Origin of the sequence: Candidatus Paraluminiphilus aquimaris (assembly GCF_026230195.1) — a bacterium.
In the GTDB taxonomy this organism is placed as follows: Bacteria; Pseudomonadota; Gammaproteobacteria; order Pseudomonadales; family Halieaceae; genus Luminiphilus; species Luminiphilus aquimaris.
The window spans coordinates 1,694,030-1,714,677 of sequence record NZ_CP036501.1 but is presented as its reverse complement, the minus strand read 5'-3'; the positions used below and the strand labels follow the sequence as shown (position 1 = coordinate 1,714,677).

Sequence of the window (20,648 nt, the reverse complement as noted above, 5' to 3'; positions counted from 1 at the left end):
TACTCCAAAGGGTATTAATTAATCTCTAGGCTCGGCAACGATTTAACCACGTCATCGACTGCTTTAACCTGCTCTAGGAAAGGCGCTAACTGCGATAGCGGTAAGGCACTGGGCCCATCGCATAACGCTTTTGTTGGATCCGGATGCGACTCCAAAAACAGCCCGGCAAGACCCGTTGCCATGCCCGCTCTGGCTAACTCAACCACTTGAGCACGACGCCCGCCAGAGGCGGCATCACCGGGGTCACGACGCTGCAAGGCATGCGTCACGTCAAAGATCACCGGCACCTCGTTCGTGGTTTTGCGCATAACACCAAAACCCAACATATCGACCACCAAGTTGTCGTACCCAAAGTTGCTACCACGCTCGCACAGGATGAGCCGATCGTTGCCGCACTCTTCGAACTTTTGAACAATATTGCTCATCTGCTCAGGGCTTAAAAACTGCGGTTTCTTGATATTAATGACTGCGCCTGTTTCCGCCATTGCGCGCACCAAATCTGTTTGTCGTGCCAAAAATGCCGGTAACTGGATAATGTCAACGACACTCGCGGCAGGTGCTGCCTCCTCCGGACTATGGATGTCGGTAATCGTCGGCAACCCTGTGGCTTTCTTCACCGCTTCGAAGATAGCCAGACCTGCCTCGAGCCCCGGCCCACGAAACGAGTGTATGGAAGAGCGATTAGCCTTGTCATAAGACGCCTTGAAGACAAGCGGTATATCCAACTTACTGCAGACCTCTTGGTAAACACCGGCAACATCTACCGCAAATTGCTCAGACTCCAGAACATTGACGCCGCCTACCAAAACAAAGGGCTTGTCATTAGCGAAGTCAATTCCAGCGGTCGAAACGGTCTTGCAGCTCATCAAGACTGCCCCTTAACGGCCGCATCAATAAAACTAGAAAATAAGGGATGTCCACCTCGTGGTCGCGACGTGAATTCCGGGTGGAATTGGCAGGCGACAAACCAGGGATGGTCGGCGAGCTCAATCATCTCGACCAACCCCTTATCTTGAGACCAACCGGAGATCGTCATCCCGTTCGCTTCAAGCTGAGGCACCAGCGTATTGTTGACCTCGTAGCGATGACGATGACGCTCACGGACAACATCACTGCCATATATCTCGCGCGTTCTGGTGCCATCGACCAAATAGCAGGGCTGTGAACCCAAACGCATGGTGCCACCAAGGTCCGAGTGCTCGTCTCGCACCTCGATTCCGCCCGTCTCGGTCTGCCATTCTGTTATCAGACCAATTATCGGATAAGGTGTCTTCGCGTTCATTTCAGTAGAGTGTGCATCCGCCATTCCGCAGACATTTCGCGCAAACTCGATCATGGCCATGTGCATACCAAGACAAATACCTAAGTAAGGGATTTTGTTCTCACGAGCGTAGGTAACTGCCGCAATCTTCCCTTCGATACCTCGGTCGCCAAAACCGCCAGGGACCAAAATAGCGTCGAGGGAGTCGAGCACGCCGATACCTTGGGTCTCAAGGTCTTCGGCGTCAATGTAATCGATTTCGACCTGGGTGTTGGTCTGCAGACCTGCATGACCGAGGGCTTCATTGAGCGATTTATAAGCGTCAACGAGGTCGGTGTACTTACCGACCATACCCACTCTTACAACAGCCCGTCGAGGCGCGAATTCTTTGGCAACAACGTCGTCCCACTCACTGAAGTCAACTTCACCCGGTGACATGCCAAAGCGCTCGAGTATGTAATCATCAAGCCCCTGCTCGTGCAGGCTCTTGGGGATTTTATAAATGGAATCCGCGTCCAGCACTGGGATAACAGCCCGCTCTTCGACATTCGTGAACAAGGAGATTTTGCGGCGCGCACTGTCATCGATTTCCACAGAACAGCGGCACAGCAGTACATCCGCCTGAAGACCTATTGATCGGAGCTCTTTTACCGAGTGCTGGGTAGGCTTCGTTTTAATCTCTCCGGCCGTCGGGATATAAGGCACCAACGTCAAATGCATCAAGAGTGCATTTGAAGACCCCGCTTCCAACTTCAGTTGCCGTAATGCTTCAAGGAAAGGCTGGCTCTCAATATCACCTACGGTGCCACCTACTTCAATAACCGCCACATCCGCGCCTTCTGCACCTGCGATGACACGTCGCTTAATTTCGTCTGTTATATGTGGAATGACCTGAACCGTGCCACCTAAATAGTCGCCACGGCGCTCCTTCCTCAGGACCTCGTCGTAAACTTGCCCGGTGGTAAAGTTATTACGCTTGGACATCGTCGCCCGCGTGAACCGCTCGTAGTGACCAAGGTCAAGGTCGGTCTCAGCCCCATCGTCGGTAACGAAGACCTCACCATGCTGAAATGGACTCATCGTCCCGGGATCGACGTTAATATAGGGGTCAAGTTTCAGTAGTGTGACTTTGAGGCCTCTCGCCTCAAGCACTGCTGCAAGGGATGCTGCGGCTATGCCTTTCCCTAACGAGGAAACAACACCACCGGTAACAAATACGTATCGCGTCATGGACTCCACCAAAGCAACGGGAACTGTGGGGCGGCTAACAAGGTGTTGCCGATAGCATAGCTCCGATGGGCGTTCAGCTTACCAAAGAGTGCAGGCTGGCTCAATTTCCAATGCGGATTTTTGGCGGGGTCCAGATCGGTACTAATCCCTCTGAATTCTCATTGAAAATGTGCGCGCCTTGTTCGGTGCAGCCTAAACCGGCGACTGCCACCACCTCCGCATTGACGCATATCGTGGGCACGCTGGCACGCCAATAAGGTGCTATACCCATTTCTTGCATGCCATGGCGGATAGGCCGACTCGGTCTTCCGGGAAATCTGACCCGCTCTCCCTCGTCTATCGGGCGGAGTGAAACCCGCGAGCCCTCGGGAAGACCGGTGTTGGCAGCGACCCAAGATAAGCTGCCCCAAGCGCGTGAGATAACCCGACCTACCACGACCTCTTCCGGTTCGCATGGCGCAATGGTCGCCGGTAAAATTTGCAGTCTGCCTCGCCAACAACTAAGCGCATAGGCATCGGTATACAAGGTTGGTGTTTTGTCTCGTCCAGCGGTTAGACATTGCCGAGACAACTCTCTTAGTGCATCGAAGGCTGGCAAGTCGAGGCCCATGACCTTGAGTTTCGCGTGAACGGCCGCATGCAATGTTTCCGCTTCACGAAAATCAATATCCAAGCTTGGACAGCCAAAGGGACACTGATACCAGGCGTCTGTCGATGCATCATCAATTGAACCCATGATCTGTGCGGTACGAGAGATACCTGAGCGATAACCTGGCCAGCGCGCCTCGATCATTGGTAACACTTGGTGGCGCAAAAAGTTTCTGTCGAGAGCGAGGTCGTCATTACTGGAGTCATGGATGCTCTGTAGGCCCAGCTCAGACGCATAAGCCTCGATCTCTGAGCGGTGAACGCCCAAAAACGGCCTTAATAGGCTCCCAGCTCCCACTTGACGAGTTTTGGGGATACCGCTGAGCCCTGTAGAGCCTGCCCCGCGAATCAGCCTGAACAGCACGGTTTCAACGTGATCATCCAAATGATGCGCTAGCAATAAGAGCGCATTCTCAGTCAGGTATTTTTGAAAAATCTGATAACGCGCCGCCCTCGCCTGAGCCTCTAACGAGGGCTTGGATTTAACCCCAACACGCTCGATGACAATATCGACGCCTAATTCACCGGCTATTTTCCGGCACTGCATTTCCCATGCGTCGGCGTCAGCATGAAGACCATGATTGACGTGAATAGCCGTAACCGGTGGAAGCGGCTCGTTTTGACTGAAGGTCGTTAAAGCATGCAATAGGCAGTGGCTGTCGATACCACCTGAGAATCCGACATAAACTCGCGTAGCGGAGCGAAGGGCCGCCGAATGCTCTTCTAGGGCCTCGAGCAACGGCGTAGGCATGGAATTAGTGACTACCGTAGGCCATCAGCCGCTGATAGCGCGCCTCGACAAGCTCATCTGTATCCGTACTGCAAAGACGATCCAGTTGACCTGATACATGCTCTTTGATGCGCCGCGCCATTTCATCAACATCTCGGTGAGCACCGCCCATGGGCTCCTCAATGGTCGTATCGACGATCCCCAGCTCTTGCAACGTGGACGAGGTAACCCCCATCGCCTCTGCCGCCTGTGGGGCAAACTCGCTACTCTTCCAAATGATATTGGCGCAGCCCTCGGGTGAAATAACGAAATACGTTGAGTACTGCAGCATGGCGAGATGATCACCCACGCCGATACCTAGGGCACCGCCTGAGGAACCCTCGCCAATAACAACACAAATGATCGGAGTCCGCAGACGCGACATGACGGCCAGGTTCTGAGCAATAGCCTCGGAAATGCCGCGCTCCTCGGAATCGATTCCCGGATAAGCTCCCGGCGTATCGATTAGGGTGACAACTGGCATATTGAACCGCTCAGCCATCTCCATCAGTCTCAGGGCTTTTCGGTACCCCTCAGGCTTTGGCATACCAAAATTGCGGTGGACTTTATCCTTAACCCCTCTGCCCTTCTCCTGACCGATCACCATTACTGGGCGGCCATTCAAGCGGGCAACGCCACCCACAATCGCTTTGTCATCGCCAAAATGCCGATCACCGTGCAACTCGTCAAAGTCCTCAAAAACCAAGGGAATGTAGTCCAGCGAGTAGGGCCTAAGCGGGTGGCGCGCAACGCGGACAATATCCCAGGCACTCAAATCTCGATAGATTGACTGAGTCAGCTTGTGACTTTTAGCTTTGAGTCGATCTATTTCATCGCTGATATTGATTTCGGAATCATCAACGACGGTTTTGAGCTCTTCGATTTTCATTTCGAGCTCAGCGATTGGCTGCTCGAAATCCAAATAATTGGGATTCATTGTGACTTGCCCTGTTACAAACGGCTAATATTGCGACGGTCTACAGTCTACAAACGTAGAACGATGGCGTCATCTGTAAGATTTACGCTACGAAATACCGAAATTTTATGGAACTTATGAGCAAATTAGTCATCGACCCTCCGCGCATTCTGCTCGCACCCATGGAAGGGGTTATGGAATCCGTGATGCGAGACATGCTGACACGCATCGGTGGATACGAGCGATGTGTCACAGAATTTGTTCGCGTTTCCAGTACGGTACTCCCACCCAAAGTTTATTATCGGCTCTGCCCCGAACTCAAACAGGGAGGACGAACAGCGGCCGGTACTCCAGTGTACGTTCAATTGCTGGGTTCAGATCCCGTCTTAATGGCTGCGAACGCCGCAGTGGCTGCCGAACTGGGTGCGCCGGGAATCGATCTTAACTTCGGCTGCCCTGCGAAGACGGTTAATAAGTCTCGCGGGGGCGCCACCCTACTCAGGACGCCCAAGGCCGTGTATGAAATTTGCGCAGCGGTCAGAGACGCCACGCCAGCAGCGATTCCTGTGACGGCGAAAGTACGCCTTGGCTTTGACTCGGACACCCGATTTGAGGAGATCGCTGAGCAAGCGCTGCTGAGCGGAATTGACGAATTGACCGTGCACGCCAGGACAAAAGTCCAAGCGTATCGTCCCCCAGCACATTGGCAACGCCTTCAAGACATCGTTAACCCGCTGGATATTCCGATCATTGCCAACGGCGAAATTTGGACGCCTAGCGACCTGTTTGACTGTAAAGAGCAAAGCGGCTGCAATGCCTTCATGCTGGCAAGAGGGGCGCTTTGCAGGCCCGATCTCGCGAGAGCCGTCCATGCCCACTGCAATGGAGACCCCATTGAACCGATGACCTGGCCCGAAGTCAGCCAGCTTCTTATCGATTTTTTCGAGGCTAATGGGGCGCTCTATCAGCGCAAATATGCCATCAACCCGCTGAAACAATGGCTGGTCTACCTTCAACACTGCTATCCGCAGGCCGCAGCGCTGTTTGCACAAGTCAAACGAATCCGCGATCCTGATGACATGCGTGATGCGCTACTGGGAGCAACCGCCGCAATGGCCGCTTAATGTGTGCCACCCAACCTACCTAAAGTGCAGAGCGTTGCGCGTGGGTTTATAACCAAGAATAAGGATGATCATGACATCACAGACCCTACCCGCCGGCCCGCAGTGGTTTGGCCACCCGCGAGGGCTTTTTGTATGCTTTGCCACAGAAATGTGGGAGCGATTTTCTTTTTATGGAATGAAGTACTTACTCGTACTGTTCCTGGTCCAGCACCACCTCTTCACTGACGGCGAAGCGCTGAGAATACTGGGGTCGTATGCCGCCTTGGTATACGCAATGCCCCTGCTGGGAGGCGTGATTTCGGACCGTTATTTGGGGCAAACCAAGGCGGTTAAATTAGGTGGCATCCTACTTGTGCTGGGTCACTGCGCCATGGCATTTGAGGGAATCCCCGCCACGCAAACAGCCGCCGGTGAAATAATGCGTGACGATCAGGCAATCCGTGTTTTCTATTTTGCTCTAGCACTCATTGTCGTCGGTGTCGGCCTGCTCAAGCCCAATATATCGACCGTTGTTGGTCGCCTTTACGGTGAGAACGACCCTAGGCGGGATGGCGGCTTCACCATCTTCTACATGGGCATCAATATCGGTGCGGCCAGTGCATCATTACTGTGTGGCTGGCTCGCGAGTGCCTATGGCTGGGCCTACGGCTTCGGTGCGGCCGGTATCGGCATGCTGATTGGCCTCGTTATTTTCTCTCTCGGACAGGACTGGTTAGAGGGGCACGGTGATCCAAACGACCCTGAAGTACTGAAACAACCCGCACCGGCGGCCCTAGGTTTGCTCAATGTAGAACGGGCTATCGTTTTGTACAGCCTCTTGTCCGTCTTGGTCGTCTGGGTCATTTTACAGAGCCCGAGTGGTGTGGGCCTGATGCTACCGATTGTCGCCGCCCTCTTTCTCGCCTGGTTTATCTGGCTTTTAGTGACGCAATGCGATGCCGAGGAACGGGGAAAAATGAGCGCGTTATTTTTCCTTATCGTAATCAGCACCGTTTTTTGGTCGATGTTTGAGCAGTCTGGCGGGTCGATGACCTTGTTTGCAGACAGGGCAACCGATTTAACGCTCTTCGGCGCCGAACTCACTGCCGCGCAGTTCGGCTCCGCAAACGCGATTTTTATTATCCTGCTCTCGCCCTTGTTTGCGCTGATGTGGCCTGCGTTGCTGTCGAATAATATAGAACCCTCAACGCCTGCAAAATTTGGCTTCGGCATCATTCAGGTTGGCCTTGGCTTTGGCGCCCTTCTCATTGGACTGAACAACCCCAACGCAGCGGGATTGGTCTCTGCTTGGTGGTTGGTACTGGCCTATTTTCTCCACACCTCTGCTGAACTCTGCCTGAGCCCAATTGGGCTGTCTGCCGTCACCAAGCTATCCATTGCTCGCTATGTTGGCGTAATGATGGGCGCTTGGTTCCTCGCCAGTGCATACGGCTCTTACCTTGCTTCTGAACTCGCTATTTTCTTCTCAAGTATCGATGGACCAGGCGACGGACGACTGGGTTTAGACGGGTTCACCGCACTCTTTACCGAACTGCTTCTCTACGGCGTAGGCGTGGGGCTTGTGGTTGTGGCAATATCGCCATTGGTGCGTCGAATGATGCGCGATGTGCATTGACAGTTAGACCTACGCTCTTCAGCCAATATTCAATGTCAGGCGCGTTTTACGCGCCCAGCAAGCGGGGCAAAAGGCTAGGTTAACCTTGGGCGGAGGGGATGCTGCTTATGCAACGACTCCCCTGAAAAGATCGGCGTCTTGGAGATTCAATGCGTCGTCTTGCGCTTTGCGAGGTGCCCAGCTTATGCCGAGTCCTGACGTGGTAGCCGAGGGAAAAATCCGGACAGCACTCGCTTGGCTCTCCCCCAGTCATCCCCGATCAAGTAAAGCGCTGGGACGAGAATCAGGCTCACAAAGAACGCAAAGAAGACACCAAACGCGAGTGAAATAACCGATGGCTTTAGGAATGCCGCCGCCTGTGACGTTTCTATAATGATGGGGAATAAACCGACAAAGGTCGTCAACGTCGTCAAGAGAATGGGCCTAAATCGGTTCTTCGCCGCATTGATAATTGCCGTGAAGCGGTCATCGCCCTGCTCTTCTCGCTTGAGAATGTAATCAATGAGAACCAAATTGTCGTTGACCACCACACCCGCTGCAGCGCCCATCCCAAAGAACGAGAACATATCGAGCGGGATCCCCAGCATTTGATGACCAAAAACAGCGCCCATGTACGCAAAAGGAATCGCTGACATGATGATGACTGGAAGTGAATAAGACCTGAACGCCACCGCAAGCAACGCATAAATTGTCAGCATAGCCAGGGTAAACAAGCGCGTAACTTCCGCCAAAAATTCAGCCTGTTGCTCTTCCCAGCCACCTTTGATTATTTCCAGCGCTGGATACTTCGACTGCAGCTCAGGCATAAACTCGTCGCGGACGGTATCGTTAATGTCGGTCATCGTGTCCGGTGTCACAACGGCATACACCTCAAAAATACGCTGACCATCACGACGTACAATTTGTTGCGATGCCTTACGCACCTCAATATCCGCAACGGTTGCCAGAGGCACCAGCCGACCATCGTCGGTCCGGACGTTAAGTTCACGGAGGGAGTTCAGTGACTCTCTCGCGGCCTCTGGGTAACGCAACATAACCCGCACGTCGCCGTACTGGCGTGGAAGTCGTTGCACCTCCTCACCGTAATAAGACTGCCGGATTTGCCGAGACACGTCCGCCAAAGAGACACCCAAAGTCTGGGCGCCGGGCTTCAACTGAATATTGAGTTCATCGATCTCACCACGCTGGTTATCTCTTACGAAGAACACATCTTTAAAGGTGATCAAGTAATTCCTCAGGTCTGACGCCGCCGCTTTTAAACGCTCTTCGCTTGAGTGAGCAAGAACGAAGGTGAGAATCGCCTCTCCTTGGTTCGCGGTGTACTGGACATTGATATTCTCGGCGTCAGGAATCTCTCCCATGGTTTCTAGATACGACTCCGCCACATCGCGCATCGAGACGCTACTCTCGTCGGGTGGCGGTAGCTGGATGTACTGCTCTAATTCATTTTCATAAGCAAAGGTGAACGAGCCGATGACCGGGTAGTTGTCTTTTAAGGCCTCACTGGTTCGGTTAAGTTGCGCCATAACCGTCTCAGTGCGCTCGAAGGGGACCCCCGTTGGCAACCCAACATTGACCACCAAGGTCTCACTCTCTAACTGCGGGAAAAAATAAAACTTAACCCAGCCTGTGTAGGCGAGCGTCAACGCGACGACAAACCCCGAGAGGAAAATAGCGCTTACGGTATATCGAATCTTGAGTATCCGCTCTAGCAGCGGTGCATAGGTATTGGCAGCAAATGACGTAATGCCACCGGCAATTTTGCGCTGTAACCCAAAGCCTTTTGACTCCTCCTGCCGCGCGGGCAGCTTGCGAAGGTGCGCGGGCAAAATGAAAAAAGCTTCGATGAGGGAAAACGCCAAGGCAAATGCAATGACGGCCGACAAATGACGCAAAAACTCACTTTGTGGACCTGTAAGAAACGCCCACGGTGCAAAGGCGACGACCGTGGTTAGCACTGCGAAGATCACGGGCCTTGAGACGGCACTCGCACCACGAATAGCCGCTTCCTCGGCGGGCAAACCCAAATCTTCCCTGTGGTGGTGAATGCTCTCGCCAACCACGATCGCATCGTCAACCACGATCCCAAGAACCAACAGGAATGCGAAGGTCGATAAGAAATTGATCGACACATCAGCCGCCGGTAGGAATATGAACGCGCCCACGAAGGAGATGGCAATGCCCACTGTCACCCAAAGCGCCACGGTGAAACGAAGCGTCAGCAGCAAAATAGCCATTACCAGTAAAAGCCCCATCCACGCTGCGTCGAAAATGAGTGACATACGGGAGTCGTAGGCGTCGGCCATATCGGCCAAACTCATAATCTCGATACCCTGGGGCAGGTCAGGTCGCTTCGCTTCAATCCAGTCATTAACCTGCTTGGAGGTCTTGGTAATAAATAGGCGGTCCGAGGGCTCGATCTGGAGCATCACCGCGGGAACGCCATCGGTTGATGCCGTGATATCAAAGTCCTCAAAGCCATCGATCACGGTTGCTACATCGCCCAGCCTCAATTGCGCACCAGAAGGTAGTTCGCGGATGACAATATCTTCAAAGTCGGTCTGACTATCCGCCAGATTCTCGGCTCTTAACTGGACACGACCTGTGGGTGTCTTCACGTCACCTGACGACAGATTGATAGACGAGGCGCGGATCGCGGTGGAGACCTCGGCAAAACTGAGCTGATAACGCTGAAGGGCCTCTTCGGACACTTCTATGGTGACTTCCTCGTTGCGCGATCCACTGATATCAACATCGCTTACATGGCTAAGACCCAGTAACTCATCACGCAACTCCTCTGCGAGTCGACCCAGTTCTCGCTCGCCCACATTCCCCATTACCGTTAAGTAATGGATCGTCTCCTTCCACTCCAATAAGCGAATTCGCGGGGGCTCTAAATCTCTCGGAAAGGAGGTGATGGCGTCGACAGCGTCGCGCACATCTTCCTTAAACTTCGTCATGTCTGCACGGGGCACCGCCTCGAGCCGGACACTGCCAAAGCCTTCACGCGCACTCGAGTTGTAACGACGAACGTTGTCTAAGTTCTTGACCGCGGCTTCAACCCGCTGAACCACCTGCTGTTCAATTTCCTTGGGCGACGCCCCAGGCCAAGTAAGCGATATTTGAACTAAAGGGAGTTTAACAATCGGCTGAACTTCTTTTTCTATCGTGCCCCACGCGATGAGACCCGAAACAAAAATGAAGACCATCAGAAGGTTAGCGGCAACTGCGTTTCTTACCCACCACGCGATGACTCCGTTCATAACTTACCCCGCGCTCAGCTGTACGGGGTCAGCAGCGTCCTGAATAGCCTTCAAGGCCATACCGGGAACAGGGTTACGAATAGGTGAGACAATTACTCGGTCACCCTCGACGATACCGCCACTCAAATAGGCCACCTCGTTTGTTGCGTGAGCAACTTGGACACTCCGGACTTCCAACAGACTCTCGTCGTTCATAATAAACACGCGTCCACCAGCGCGGAGACCTGCGGCTGGAATGGCCAATACATCGGACAGCGATCGACCCTCGATCAAAGCGGCTACAAACAGTCCCGGCACCATAGGCATCGCGCCATCGGTTGGGGCAAATGGATTTTTCACCTCCACAGTGCCAAAGGTGGTTCTCGTGCGCGGATCAAGCGATGCGTCGAGCCTCACAAGTCTTCCCTGCCATCTCCTTGCAGCCCCCGCAACATCGGCTGAGAGTCTGACGCGCAAACCCTCATCGTCATCGGCCTCGTAACCAATGGGCACGCCCAGCGCGGCAATGTCAGCGTCCGTTAAAGGCAATCGAACCTCGGCTACGTCTGTTGAGAAGACCGATGCAATTGTTCGCCCGAGCCCGAGGTACTGCCCTTCATCGACCGCGGTCTCAATGATTCGCGCATCAAAAGGCAGCGTGACACGTGTTCTTTGCAAGTCTGATTCTGCGCGCTCAAGGCCTATTTCAGCAGCCTCCAAAGCCGCTCGCGCCTGGGCGATCTGTGGCTTCTTAAGCGCTAAATCGGACGGGGATGGTTCTGCTGCCAACTGCTTTTTAGCCACGTCTGCATCGGCTAGCGCTTGGGCTAGCTCTAACTCACGCGCGGCTAAACGCGCTTTCGCCTCAGACAGCGCAACATTGTAGTCACGTTGCTCGATAGTAATAAGGGGCTCACCCGCCAGGACACTGCCGCCCTCTGCAAACTTGGGAGACACTGCCGTAATACGACCAGCGACTTCGCTGATGACGTCGATCTGTACTCTGGGTCTCACTTCACCGTATACCGTCACTTCGGCGGAAGCACCTGTTCGTTTCGCAGGCTGGGTATAAACCCCGATTCTTACGGTTTCCGGCTCACCGACCTCAGGCTGAGGCGCATTTTCGATGAGTACCTTTACCAGGAGCAGTGTTAGCAACAGAACAATCACTGGGCCAACCAACCGCTTTAACAACAAGACCACCATCAACCCCCTGTTTAGGACGGATTTGCAAGGCCGTTAGGCTATCACACCCCTCGCGTGCAACGTGATTAATACCCGCCATTTTTCGTCACACTGTTACACTATGAACAATCAGCACGGGGGCATTATGAACGACACCTTAGACAGAAGTTTTGATCTGGTTATCTACGGCGCTACAGGGTTTACCGGCGCACTCGTAGCAGAGTATCTCCATCAAACGCAATCTGGCCTCTCCTGGGCCATTGCTGGACGGTCGCAGAGTAAACTTGATTTATTGAAAGACAGGATCAACGCTCCAGATCTCGAGACGATCGTCGCTGACAGCGAAAGTCCGGATGATATGCGGCGCCTCGTGACATCTACCCGAGTTGTCATCAGCACCGTGGGTCCTTACGCGCGTTTCGGGACGCCGCTGGTCGAAGCCTGCGCCGCCGAAGGCACACACTACTGCGACCTTACGGGCGAGCCCCAGTGGATGGCGTCAATTTTTGAGCGCGTGAGCCCGCTTGCCGAGGAGACAGGTGCGCGCCTGATTCACTGCTGCGGGTTCGACAGTATCCCCTCCGATCTAGGCGTTTTCGTTGCGCAGCAGAGCATGATGAACAAGCATGGGCTATTCGCAACCAAGGTGAGTGGGCGAATGGGTAAATCCAAAGGCGCGGTAAGCGGTGGCACTGTCGCGAGCATGTTGCTCGCTGTCGAGCAAGCCGTTAGCGATCCGATTGCTCGAAAGGTGCTAAATGACCCCTACGGTCTCTACCCGTCGGAACTTAGCCCTGGCTCGGACGGTCCCGATCAACGCGGTGTACGTTGGGACGATCACTTTGAGAGCTGGACAGGTCCGTTTGTGATGGCCGCCATTAACAGCAAGGTCGTCAGACGCTCCAACGCGCTTGCCAGCCTTGTTTACGGTGCTGACTTTTCTTATGACGAATCACTTCTTGTTGATAATCGACGCTCTGGCCTATTAATGGCGGGCGGTATGTCAATCGGAATGACCGCCTTAGCAATCCCTCCGCTTCGACGCCTGATTAGCAAGCGACTGCCGCAACCGGGAGAAGGCCCCTCTGTATCAGAGCAAGAGAATGGATTTTTTGAATTTTTTGTCCACGCACACCACCCCACAGACAGTGAGAAAGACGTTCGGATTTGTGTAAAGGGTAAGCGTGATCCCGGTTACGGTGCGACATCGCGAATGCTCGCACAGGCAGGATTATCGCTGGCATTTGATGATCTCGACGTCGAAGGCGGGATTTGGACACCCGCCTCTGCGCTTGGCAATCATCTAGTGAATCGACTCGCCGATGTGGACATCACCTTCGAGGACGTTTCGCCCTGAATTAAAGCGGGTCGTAGCTAAACTTTTGTCCACCGATCGAAACTTCGACCATAAAGCCGCCCTGCGAGAGCGTGAAGACCGCCATGCCGTCGACAAACCCGGCACTGTCGACCTCTGCGCTCTCCCCATTGGCGGCTGTCACTGACACGCGGCCACCACCACCCGTGCTGATGGCAGCTGAAGCACCTGAATTAAGCGCGACAGCAGCAGCCTGGCCGTTAAATTCAAACTCACCAGACGTAAATTCTCGCATCGAACGGGCATCCTCAAAGAAGATAATCTGCTTATAGACCTGCCCACCAAACTGAAGGCCTAAGCTGACTTGCGTCATTGTGGAATTACCGATGACCGTCCCCTCACGGTACACAGCGCCTTTGCCGTGTGCGCCGCCGACGATTAAGCCCGCTTTACCGATGCTGGGGAAAACCGCGTACCCATAGGATGCATCGATGTACGACCCCGCACCCGCATCTCTAAACGCTTGAAGCGCCAATTCATTCTTACCCGCCGCCATTGCTGGCGACGAAATTAGCGCGACGACCGCGAAAAACCATGAAAAACGTGTCAACATACCTTTACACCTATGCAAAACATCTACAAATGAGAACAAACTCTATTTAACGGCTTGGAGATGGCATCCGCGCCCAAAACACTGCCGTAACAAGTTTACACCTAATTCTAAGGACAACGGACGATGCATCAAGTTCAAACTAAAGCAAAGACCACTAAGCTGCCCGGTTCGCTCTCTGAAGAGGCCATCGCTGTGCGCGGAGCACTCCTTGAGCGTGGTTTAGAAACACCGATGGTGGTGAATAATCTATCACGCGATCAAAAATACGACCGCATCCGCGAATCGTTCGAGACGATCATGGATACCTTGGGATTGGACCTGACGGACGACAGCCTCGAAGAAACACCGCATCGTATCGCGAAGATGTATGTCGACGAGATTTTTTCGGGTCTCGACTACTCGCAATTCCCAAAGATCACTGTGATCGACAACAAAATGGATGTCGAGGAAATGATCTGCGTCGATAAAATAGATCTAACAAGCACCTGCGAGCACCATTTCGTGACGATCGATGGCTCTGCGAAAGTCGCTTACATTCCAAACGAAAAAGTTATCGGGCTCTCGAAAATCAACCGTTTAGTCCGGTTCTTCGCGCAGCGCCCACAGGTCCAAGAGCGCCTCACCCAGCAAATTCTTGTGGCATTGCAGACCCTTCTGGGGACGGATAATGTCGCTGTAACAATGAACGCGGTCCACTACTGCGTGAAAGCGCGTGGCGTGAAAGATGGCAACTCGACAACGCGAACAACGTCACTTGGTGGTGTATTCAAAACGGATCCAGCATCGCGCGCTGAATTTTTGTCGTAGGCGTAAACGTCCGAACCTTGCGTTGGCGGGCTACCAGTCTATGGCTTGCCCCGCCCAATCTAAGTAAGAAAGCGTGCCGTCCGGCACCGCGCTAGTCATCAAATTGTCGAGTTGCTCGGCTGAAAATTCAGGGGAAAATAGTTTCCCCTCAGGTACAGATCGCTGAAAAGGCTTCGACAGCGGAGAATCTACCGTGCCCGGATGATAAGCGATCAATTTGGCATTCTTGTTGATTCGCCTCACTTCAATGGCAGCACATTTAAGCATCATATTGAGTGCCGCTTTACTGGCGCGGTAGCTATACCACCCACCCAACTCGTTGTCCGACAAGCTGCCGACGCGCGCAGTCAAAACCGCGACACGCGGCTGGGTCGACGAGCGCATAAGCGACCACAGTGCCGAGAGGATCAGCATGGGAGTCAGTGCGTTTACAGTCATAACATGCTGCCAGGATGTCGTCGTTAGATCGCCCACTTTGCGCTCAGGACTGAAATCCTCACCCGACAACACGCCGTTTGTGACAACCAAGCGCTCAATGTTTGACCCCAGTGCTGAGACGGCGGCAGTAACCTCAGCGAGTGATGCCTCTGAGTAATCCGTGGTGAGCGAGTGCACACCCTGAATATCGCAGTGAGACCGACCCACAGCAACCACGTCGTAGAGACCTGACTCACACCACCGTGCTAGGAGTGATCGAGCAATGGCCCCACCACTTCCGACCACGACGGCAAGTGGTCGCGTGTCAGTAGCCAACAACCGTTCCATCCTTACGCATTTCCGTAGCCCCCGTTAACACGCCTGTCTGCACATTTCGGCTAATCGCCTGGTAGCCACCAAACTTACCCGCCGTGTCGTCCACTTCAACTCTGTGTCCTAATGCGCGCAGCGCTTTTACCGTACCTTCGGGTACACCCGGCTCGACAAATAAAGTTCCGTAGTCAGTGTCCTTACCCTCATCGGGGCTCGAGCCGCCATCGTGGAGAAATCTCGCTGCGTCACCCGCCTCCTGCAGGTTCATTCCAAAATCTGCAATATTCACGAGCACTTGGACATGCCCCTGCGGCTGCATTCCCCCTCCCATGAGCCCGTAACTCATAAAAGGCTTTCCGTCCTTGAAAAGGAAGGCAGGAATAATGGTGTGAAACGGACGCTTGCCCGGGGCATAAACGTTGGGGTGTCCCGCCTCTAAGGAAAACAACTCGCCACGGTCTTGCAACATGAATCCGAGCCCTGTCGGAACGAGCCCACTCCCCATACCGCGGTAATTAGACTGAATGAGCGATACCATCATGCCGTCTCCATCGACGACCGTGAGGTAGGTCGTATCACCCTCACCTTCTAGTTCAACGGCCAGCTGAGACGGTGATATCACCCTATCTTGTGCAATGCGATCGAACTGACGCTTTGCAAATCCATCGCTTAGGAGCTGATCAATTGGCACCTGTGCGAAGTCAGGGTCTGCGAACGTACCCGCCATAGCCTCAAAGGCCAGACGTTTGGCCTCCACCATGTAATGAAACATTTCAGTCGAGCCACGCTCAAACTCACGCAAATCAATTTGCTTGAGGATATTGAGCATCATCAATGCGGCGAATCCCTGACCATTGGGCGGCAGCTCAAAAAGTGTGTATCCATGGTAATCGACGCCCCTTGGTTCGACCCATTCGCCCTCGTGACTTTCGAAGTCGGCCAGGGTCAAATCGGCATCGATTTTTTCAAAATAAGCCGCCATTTTTTGCGCGATAGGTCCACTGTAAAACGCGTCTCGCCCGCCCTTAGCGATGGCCTCCAGCGATTTGGCTAAGTCAGGGTTGCGGAAGATTTCTCCGGCCTTGGGCGCTACACCGCCTTTGAAGTAGGTGTTCGTCGCATTGTCGCGTTCCTCCACCATCGGCGCCACGGTCTCGAAGCGACGACGATTGGCCTCAAAGCCTGCGGCAATAACTGGCGATAATGGAAAACCCTCATTGGCATACTTAATGGGATCTCGAAGAACGGTGCTCATTGGCAACTGCCCCCAACGCTTATGCAGCGCAAACCATCCGTCCACCGTACCCGGCACTGTCACGGAAAGAGAGCCGTGCGACGGTATACCTACGTAGTCCTCGGGGAGCTTACCTGAGGCCTTCATCTTCGCAATTGCGGCTGTAAGTTGCGCATAAGACCGGCCTTTAGGGGAGCGACCTGAGCCGTTGTAACCATAGAGTTGCTTGGATTCTGGGTCCCAGACGATGGCAAACAGATCACCTCCAATGCCATTACCGGTGGGTTCCATCAATCCTAAAGCCGCGTTTGCCGCTATGGCTGCATCAACAGCAGAGCCTCCTGCCTTGAGTACATCTATTGCAATCAAAGACGCCAGGGGTTGAGCCGTCGCCGCCATCCCGTTGGTCGCCATCACGGGGCTTCGAGACCAATTCTCGCCAACGGGCCGTGCACCTGGACCCAAATCCTGGGCGCTCACATTGAGCGCTAAAATCATGGTCGATAACGCGGCGAAAGATCGCCTTATCACTGTTTTCATGGTCAACTAACTCCGGAAATTGTGTCTAAACCTTGCATCAGGAACCCCTCCCATGTCGAGTCAACAACGCGTTGCCTTTATCGGCCTTGGCGCCATGGGCTATCCCATGGCTGGCCACTTACAGCGTCATGGTTTAGACGTATGCGTCTACAACCGCACCGAGACTAAATCGTTCGCCTGGGTCGACGAATTTGGTGGATCCTCCGCACCAACCCCCGCAGAAGCGGCCGTCGGTGCAAGCGTTGTCTTTCTGTGCGTAGGCAATGATAGCGACGTTCGTGCGGTCACGTCTGAGTCTGAAGGTGTTTTGTCCACGATGACGCAAGGCGCACTGCTGGTAGATCACACCACGACATCGAAAGAACTTGCATTAGAGATGCACGATGCCTGCGACGCCATTGGGGTTCACTTTTTGGACGCCCCTGTATCCGGCGGACAAGCGGGCGCGGAGAACGGTGTCCTGACGACAATGGTGGGCGGAGACAGTGCAGCGTTTGATCAAGTGGAACCGGTCATGGGCTGTTACACAAAGCATGCTCAGCTCATGGGCGGTGTGGGAAGTGGCCAGACAACAAAGATGGTAAACCAACTTGCTATCGCCGGTATTTTGGGTGGCCTATCGGAGGCACTCCACTTTGCTGAATGTGCAGGCCTCGACATAGACGAGGTAACGAGGGCGATACAAGGCGGTGCGGCGCAATCATGGCAGTTGACGAATCGGGCTGCGACGATTGCAAAGCGAGAATACAATTTTGGCTTCGCCATCGATTGGATGCGAAAAGACTTAGGGTTTGCGCTCGATGTTGCCGACCGATTGGGTCTGCACTTACCCATCGCCACACTGGTCGATGAGCAGTATGCGGATGTGCAAGTGAATGGTGGCGGTCGATGGGACACCTCCGGTCTGATTGAACAGATTCGCATCAGGCGCCAAAAAGTAGAGGCGGCTGAGGCCGGTCCACGTGTAACGCACACAGGAGGATGTCACTGTGGCAGCGTTGAGTGGACAGTTGAGGCGCCCGCAGTGCTGGTGACTCATACCTGCAACTGCAGTATTTGCGAGATCAATCACTATCAGCACCTGCTAGTTCCGGAAAGCCGCTTTACACTGACTCGGGGCGAGGAATTGCTATCCCTGTATACCTTCGGCAGCGGTATGGCGAAGCATTACTTCTGTAGCCGGTGTGGCGTTAAGTCTTTCTATATCCCACGGTCCAATCCGGACGGGGTGAGCGTCAACGCGCGATGTATTAAACCCGAGACCATCGACGCCATTTACGACACGCCCTTCGATGGCCGCAATTGGGAGAAAAATGCAGGCTCGTTGGCACACCTTTCCAAGGAAGGGCAATGACGCAATGTGCCCGGCCAAGCTAAGCGGATAATTTGGGAAAGTTAGCCATGTCGCAAGATGCTAATTACTGGAATAAGACACCGCTCTCTGAGCTAAGCCAGCAAGAGTGGGAAATGCTCTGCGACGGTTGTGGAAAGTGTTGCCTGCACAAACTGCAGGATGAGGACACCGAAGAGGTGTTTTACACGCGAGTGGCCTGCCACCTACTCGATGTCAAAAGTGGCCGATGCGGCGACTATCGCGAGCGGTTTAACCGCGTGCCTGACTGTATGGACGTAGGCAAGATGACGCCTGATCAGATGAAGTGGTTGCCCGCCTCCTGCGCATACAGGCTGCGATCCGAGAACAAAGAACTCCCACTATGGCACCCGCTTATCAGCGGCCACGTTTCGTCGGTGAGGAAAGATCCGCGTGGCATAAGAGGAAAAGTAGTATCGGAGTCTGAGGTCGACCTCGATGCGCTAGAGGATTACATCGTCCGCTGGATTGATGCCTGACCCCGATAGTCAGTCTCAAACTGGCGGGGTGTAATAGCCAAGCAAGCGGGGATAGCCGCTCTTTGTGCGACGACTAAACCGCGAATCCCAGGCATCCCAGACAGCGCCCTCTCTCACCGCCATCACATGACGTGGGATAACGGCGATGTGGTGTCCGTCGCGAGGAATGTCAGGGAGATAGGCACTTTTTGTAAGCGTAAGCTCCCAGCCTTTACTGGTTAGATATAAATAGTGGACCGGTGTCATCACACCATCGGAGATCGAGGGATAAAGACCGCCTGTCATCTTTTTCTGAAGGTACGACAAGTCCTGTCGAACATCGGTGTAAGCGTCGCCCGTAATCAAGCAGATGGCCCGCACGACACAGTCTGACCTGCCCCGAAATCCGGCATCCTCTCTTCCCCCGTCGTGCTGCACATAATCCAACACTGCACGCGCCCCACCGTATGTATTAGTCTTACTTCGAAATTTCATGCCAACCGGATCAATTTTGGCGTGGCGAAAACACAATAAACATTTCGCACTCCATGCCCAGAGGACACACCGTGACCGTTACCCTGAAGGAAATTCAAGACGCGTATCAGCGCATTGAGAGCCATATCGTAAAAACCCCACTGCTCAATTCGCCGCGGCTAGATGCTATCGCTGGGAGAAGACTTTGGCTCAAAGCTGAGCCGCTTCAGGTGACCGGTAGCTTCAAATTCAGAGGGGCATGTTCCGCCGTCAGTGCACTCTCAAGCGAAGTGCTTGAACGAGGTGTCGTCGCCTATTCCTCAGGCAACCATGCTCAAGGCGTCGCGCTTGCTGCAAAAATATGGGGGGCTCGGGCTACGATCATCATGCCTCACGACGCCCCGGCAAATAAGGTCGCCAATACCGAGGCTTATGGCGCCCGGGTCGTCCGCTATAAGCGCGGCGTTGAGAGTCGAGAGGCGATTGGCACACAGCTCGCAACACAGGAAGGGCTACATCTGATAAAACCCTACGACGACCCGCATGTCATCGCGGGCCAAGGGAGTATCGGACTTGAGCTCGTCGACCAACTGAGGGATGCAGGTGCCAAGGCAAGCTCCTTGCTCTGTTGTTGCGGTGGCGGCGGCCTCAGTGCTGGACTGGCAACGGCGCTCCATTCATTGGCCAAAGACATAACGCTCCATACGGTAGAGCCTGAGGGCTTTGACGATACCGCTCGATCACTGAGTTTAGGCGAGCGCGTTACGAATGCCACTGAGCAAGGATCGATTTGTGACGCTATCGTAACGCCAACCCCGGGGGAGCTCACCTTCCCCGTGCTCAAGCGTTACGCTGGGCCTGGCTTTGCCGTCAGTGACATGGCCGTTTTGAATGCCATGAAAGTAGCCTTCGATACGCTCAAATTGGTAATAGAGCCCGGTGGCGCTGTCGCTCTAGCGGCCGCGCTCGACCCGGCTACGTTGCCAGACGACCAGGAGCTCGTCGTGGTGGCTTCCGGTGGGAACGTTGATGAGCGCGTTTTTCAGCAAGCGCTTCAGTTTGGGTAGCTCAATACTCAGTATTTACCATGTGACA

General features: G+C 54.0%; 17 protein-coding genes. 7 read left to right on the top strand and 10 right to left on the bottom strand.

Annotated elements, in window-relative coordinates:
* Positions 1–14: 14 nt before the first annotated feature.
* From kdsA to E0F26_RS07770, 4 genes are all read right to left on the bottom strand, one after another.
* Complete coding sequence (gene kdsA, locus E0F26_RS07785) at positions 15–866, bottom strand: 3-deoxy-8-phosphooctulonate synthase (protein WP_279241104.1); 852 nt, start codon at positions 864–866, stop codon at positions 15–17.
* Positions 866–2,491 carry a CTP synthase gene (locus tag E0F26_RS07780; protein WP_279241103.1) on the bottom strand — a complete coding sequence of 542 codons (1,626 nt, stop codon included), beginning with the start codon at positions 2,489–2,491 and terminating at the stop codon, positions 866–868. Before E0F26_RS07780 ends, kdsA begins: the two co-directional genes overlap by 1 nt.
* A gap of 100 nt (positions 2,492–2,591) precedes the next feature.
* Positions 2,592–3,890, bottom strand: coding sequence for a tRNA lysidine(34) synthetase TilS (gene tilS, locus E0F26_RS07775; protein ID WP_279241102.1), 1,299 nt, complete (start codon positions 3,888–3,890; stop codon positions 2,592–2,594).
* Between the two features lie 4 nt (positions 3,891–3,894).
* Positions 3,895–4,845 carry an acetyl-CoA carboxylase carboxyl transferase subunit alpha gene (locus E0F26_RS07770; protein WP_279241101.1) on the bottom strand — a complete coding sequence of 317 codons (951 nt, stop codon included), beginning with the start codon at positions 4,843–4,845 and terminating at the stop codon, positions 3,895–3,897.
* A 107-nt stretch (positions 4,846–4,952) separates the two neighbouring features.
* On the opposite strand from E0F26_RS07770, the gene E0F26_RS07765 reads away from it, so the two are divergent.
* A complete protein-coding gene (locus E0F26_RS07765; RefSeq protein WP_279241100.1) occupies positions 4,953–5,948 on the top strand; it encodes a tRNA dihydrouridine synthase in 996 nt (331 codons plus the stop codon).
* 70 nt (positions 5,949–6,018) lie between these two features.
* The gene (locus E0F26_RS07760; protein ID WP_279241099.1) at positions 6,019–7,563 is read left to right on the top strand and encodes a peptide MFS transporter; all 1,545 of its coding nucleotides are present in this window, start codon (positions 6,019–6,021) and stop codon (positions 7,561–7,563) included.
* Positions 7,564–7,745: 182 nt separating this feature from the next.
* On the opposite strand, the gene E0F26_RS07755 is transcribed toward E0F26_RS07760, so the two are convergent.
* Together E0F26_RS07755 and E0F26_RS07750 are read right to left on the bottom strand one after the other, a co-directional pair.
* Positions 7,746–10,826 carry an efflux RND transporter permease subunit gene (locus E0F26_RS07755; RefSeq protein WP_279241098.1) on the bottom strand — a complete coding sequence of 1,027 codons (3,081 nt, stop codon included), beginning with the start codon at positions 10,824–10,826 and terminating at the stop codon, positions 7,746–7,748.
* Between the two features lie 3 nt (positions 10,827–10,829).
* Positions 10,830–11,999, bottom strand: a complete 1,170-nt coding sequence (locus E0F26_RS07750; RefSeq protein ID WP_279241097.1) for an efflux RND transporter periplasmic adaptor subunit — start codon at positions 11,997–11,999, stop codon at positions 10,830–10,832.
* 136 nt (positions 12,000–12,135) lie between these two features.
* Between E0F26_RS07750 and E0F26_RS07745 the strand changes: the two genes are divergently transcribed.
* Positions 12,136–13,347: a saccharopine dehydrogenase family protein gene (locus tag E0F26_RS07745; protein ID WP_279241096.1), complete on the top strand. Its 1,212-nt coding sequence runs from the start codon at positions 12,136–12,138 to the stop codon at positions 13,345–13,347.
* A gap of 1 nt (position 13,348) precedes the next feature.
* Here the strand turns inward: E0F26_RS07745 and E0F26_RS07740 are convergent, their stop codons facing one another.
* A complete protein-coding gene (locus tag E0F26_RS07740) occupies positions 13,349–13,918 on the bottom strand; it encodes a lipid-binding SYLF domain-containing protein (RefSeq protein ID WP_279241095.1) in 570 nt (189 codons plus the stop codon).
* A gap of 123 nt (positions 13,919–14,041) precedes the next feature.
* Between E0F26_RS07740 and folE the strand changes: the two genes are divergently transcribed.
* Complete coding sequence (folE, locus tag E0F26_RS07735; RefSeq protein ID WP_279241094.1) at positions 14,042–14,725, top strand: GTP cyclohydrolase I FolE; 684 nt, start codon at positions 14,042–14,044, stop codon at positions 14,723–14,725.
* A gap of 30 nt (positions 14,726–14,755) precedes the next feature.
* Here folE and E0F26_RS07730 read toward each other — a convergent pair whose 3' ends face one another.
* Both E0F26_RS07730 and E0F26_RS07725 read right to left on the bottom strand, forming a co-directional pair.
* Positions 14,756–15,478 carry an SDR family NAD(P)-dependent oxidoreductase gene (locus E0F26_RS07730; protein ID WP_279241093.1) on the bottom strand — a complete coding sequence of 241 codons (723 nt, stop codon included), beginning with the start codon at positions 15,476–15,478 and terminating at the stop codon, positions 14,756–14,758.
* Positions 15,468–17,249, bottom strand: a complete 1,782-nt coding sequence (locus E0F26_RS07725) for a gamma-glutamyltransferase family protein (protein ID WP_279241092.1) — start codon at positions 17,247–17,249, stop codon at positions 15,468–15,470. The genes E0F26_RS07730 and E0F26_RS07725 overlap by 11 nt, the downstream gene beginning before the upstream one ends.
* A gap of 52 nt (positions 17,250–17,301) precedes the next feature.
* Here E0F26_RS07725 and E0F26_RS07720 point away from each other — a divergent pair, with 52 nt between their 5' ends.
* Positions 17,302–18,603 (top strand): NAD(P)-binding domain-containing protein, encoded by a 1,302-nt coding sequence (locus E0F26_RS07720; protein WP_320416183.1) that lies wholly within the window; start codon positions 17,302–17,304, stop codon positions 18,601–18,603.
* A gap of 47 nt (positions 18,604–18,650) precedes the next feature.
* Positions 18,651–19,100, top strand: a complete 450-nt coding sequence (locus E0F26_RS07710) for a YcgN family cysteine cluster protein (protein WP_279241091.1) — start codon at positions 18,651–18,653, stop codon at positions 19,098–19,100.
* A 15-nt stretch (positions 19,101–19,115) separates the two neighbouring features.
* On the opposite strand, the gene E0F26_RS07705 is transcribed toward E0F26_RS07710, so the two are convergent.
* A complete protein-coding gene (locus E0F26_RS07705; protein WP_279241090.1) occupies positions 19,116–19,529 on the bottom strand; it encodes a hypothetical protein in 414 nt (137 codons plus the stop codon).
* A gap of 116 nt (positions 19,530–19,645) precedes the next feature.
* On the opposite strand from E0F26_RS07705, the gene E0F26_RS07700 reads away from it, so the two are divergent.
* On the top strand, positions 19,646–20,620 hold the full coding sequence (locus tag E0F26_RS07700) for a threonine ammonia-lyase (RefSeq protein ID WP_279241089.1): 975 nt from the start codon (positions 19,646–19,648) through the stop codon (positions 20,618–20,620).
* Positions 20,621–20,648 lie beyond the last annotated feature (28 nt).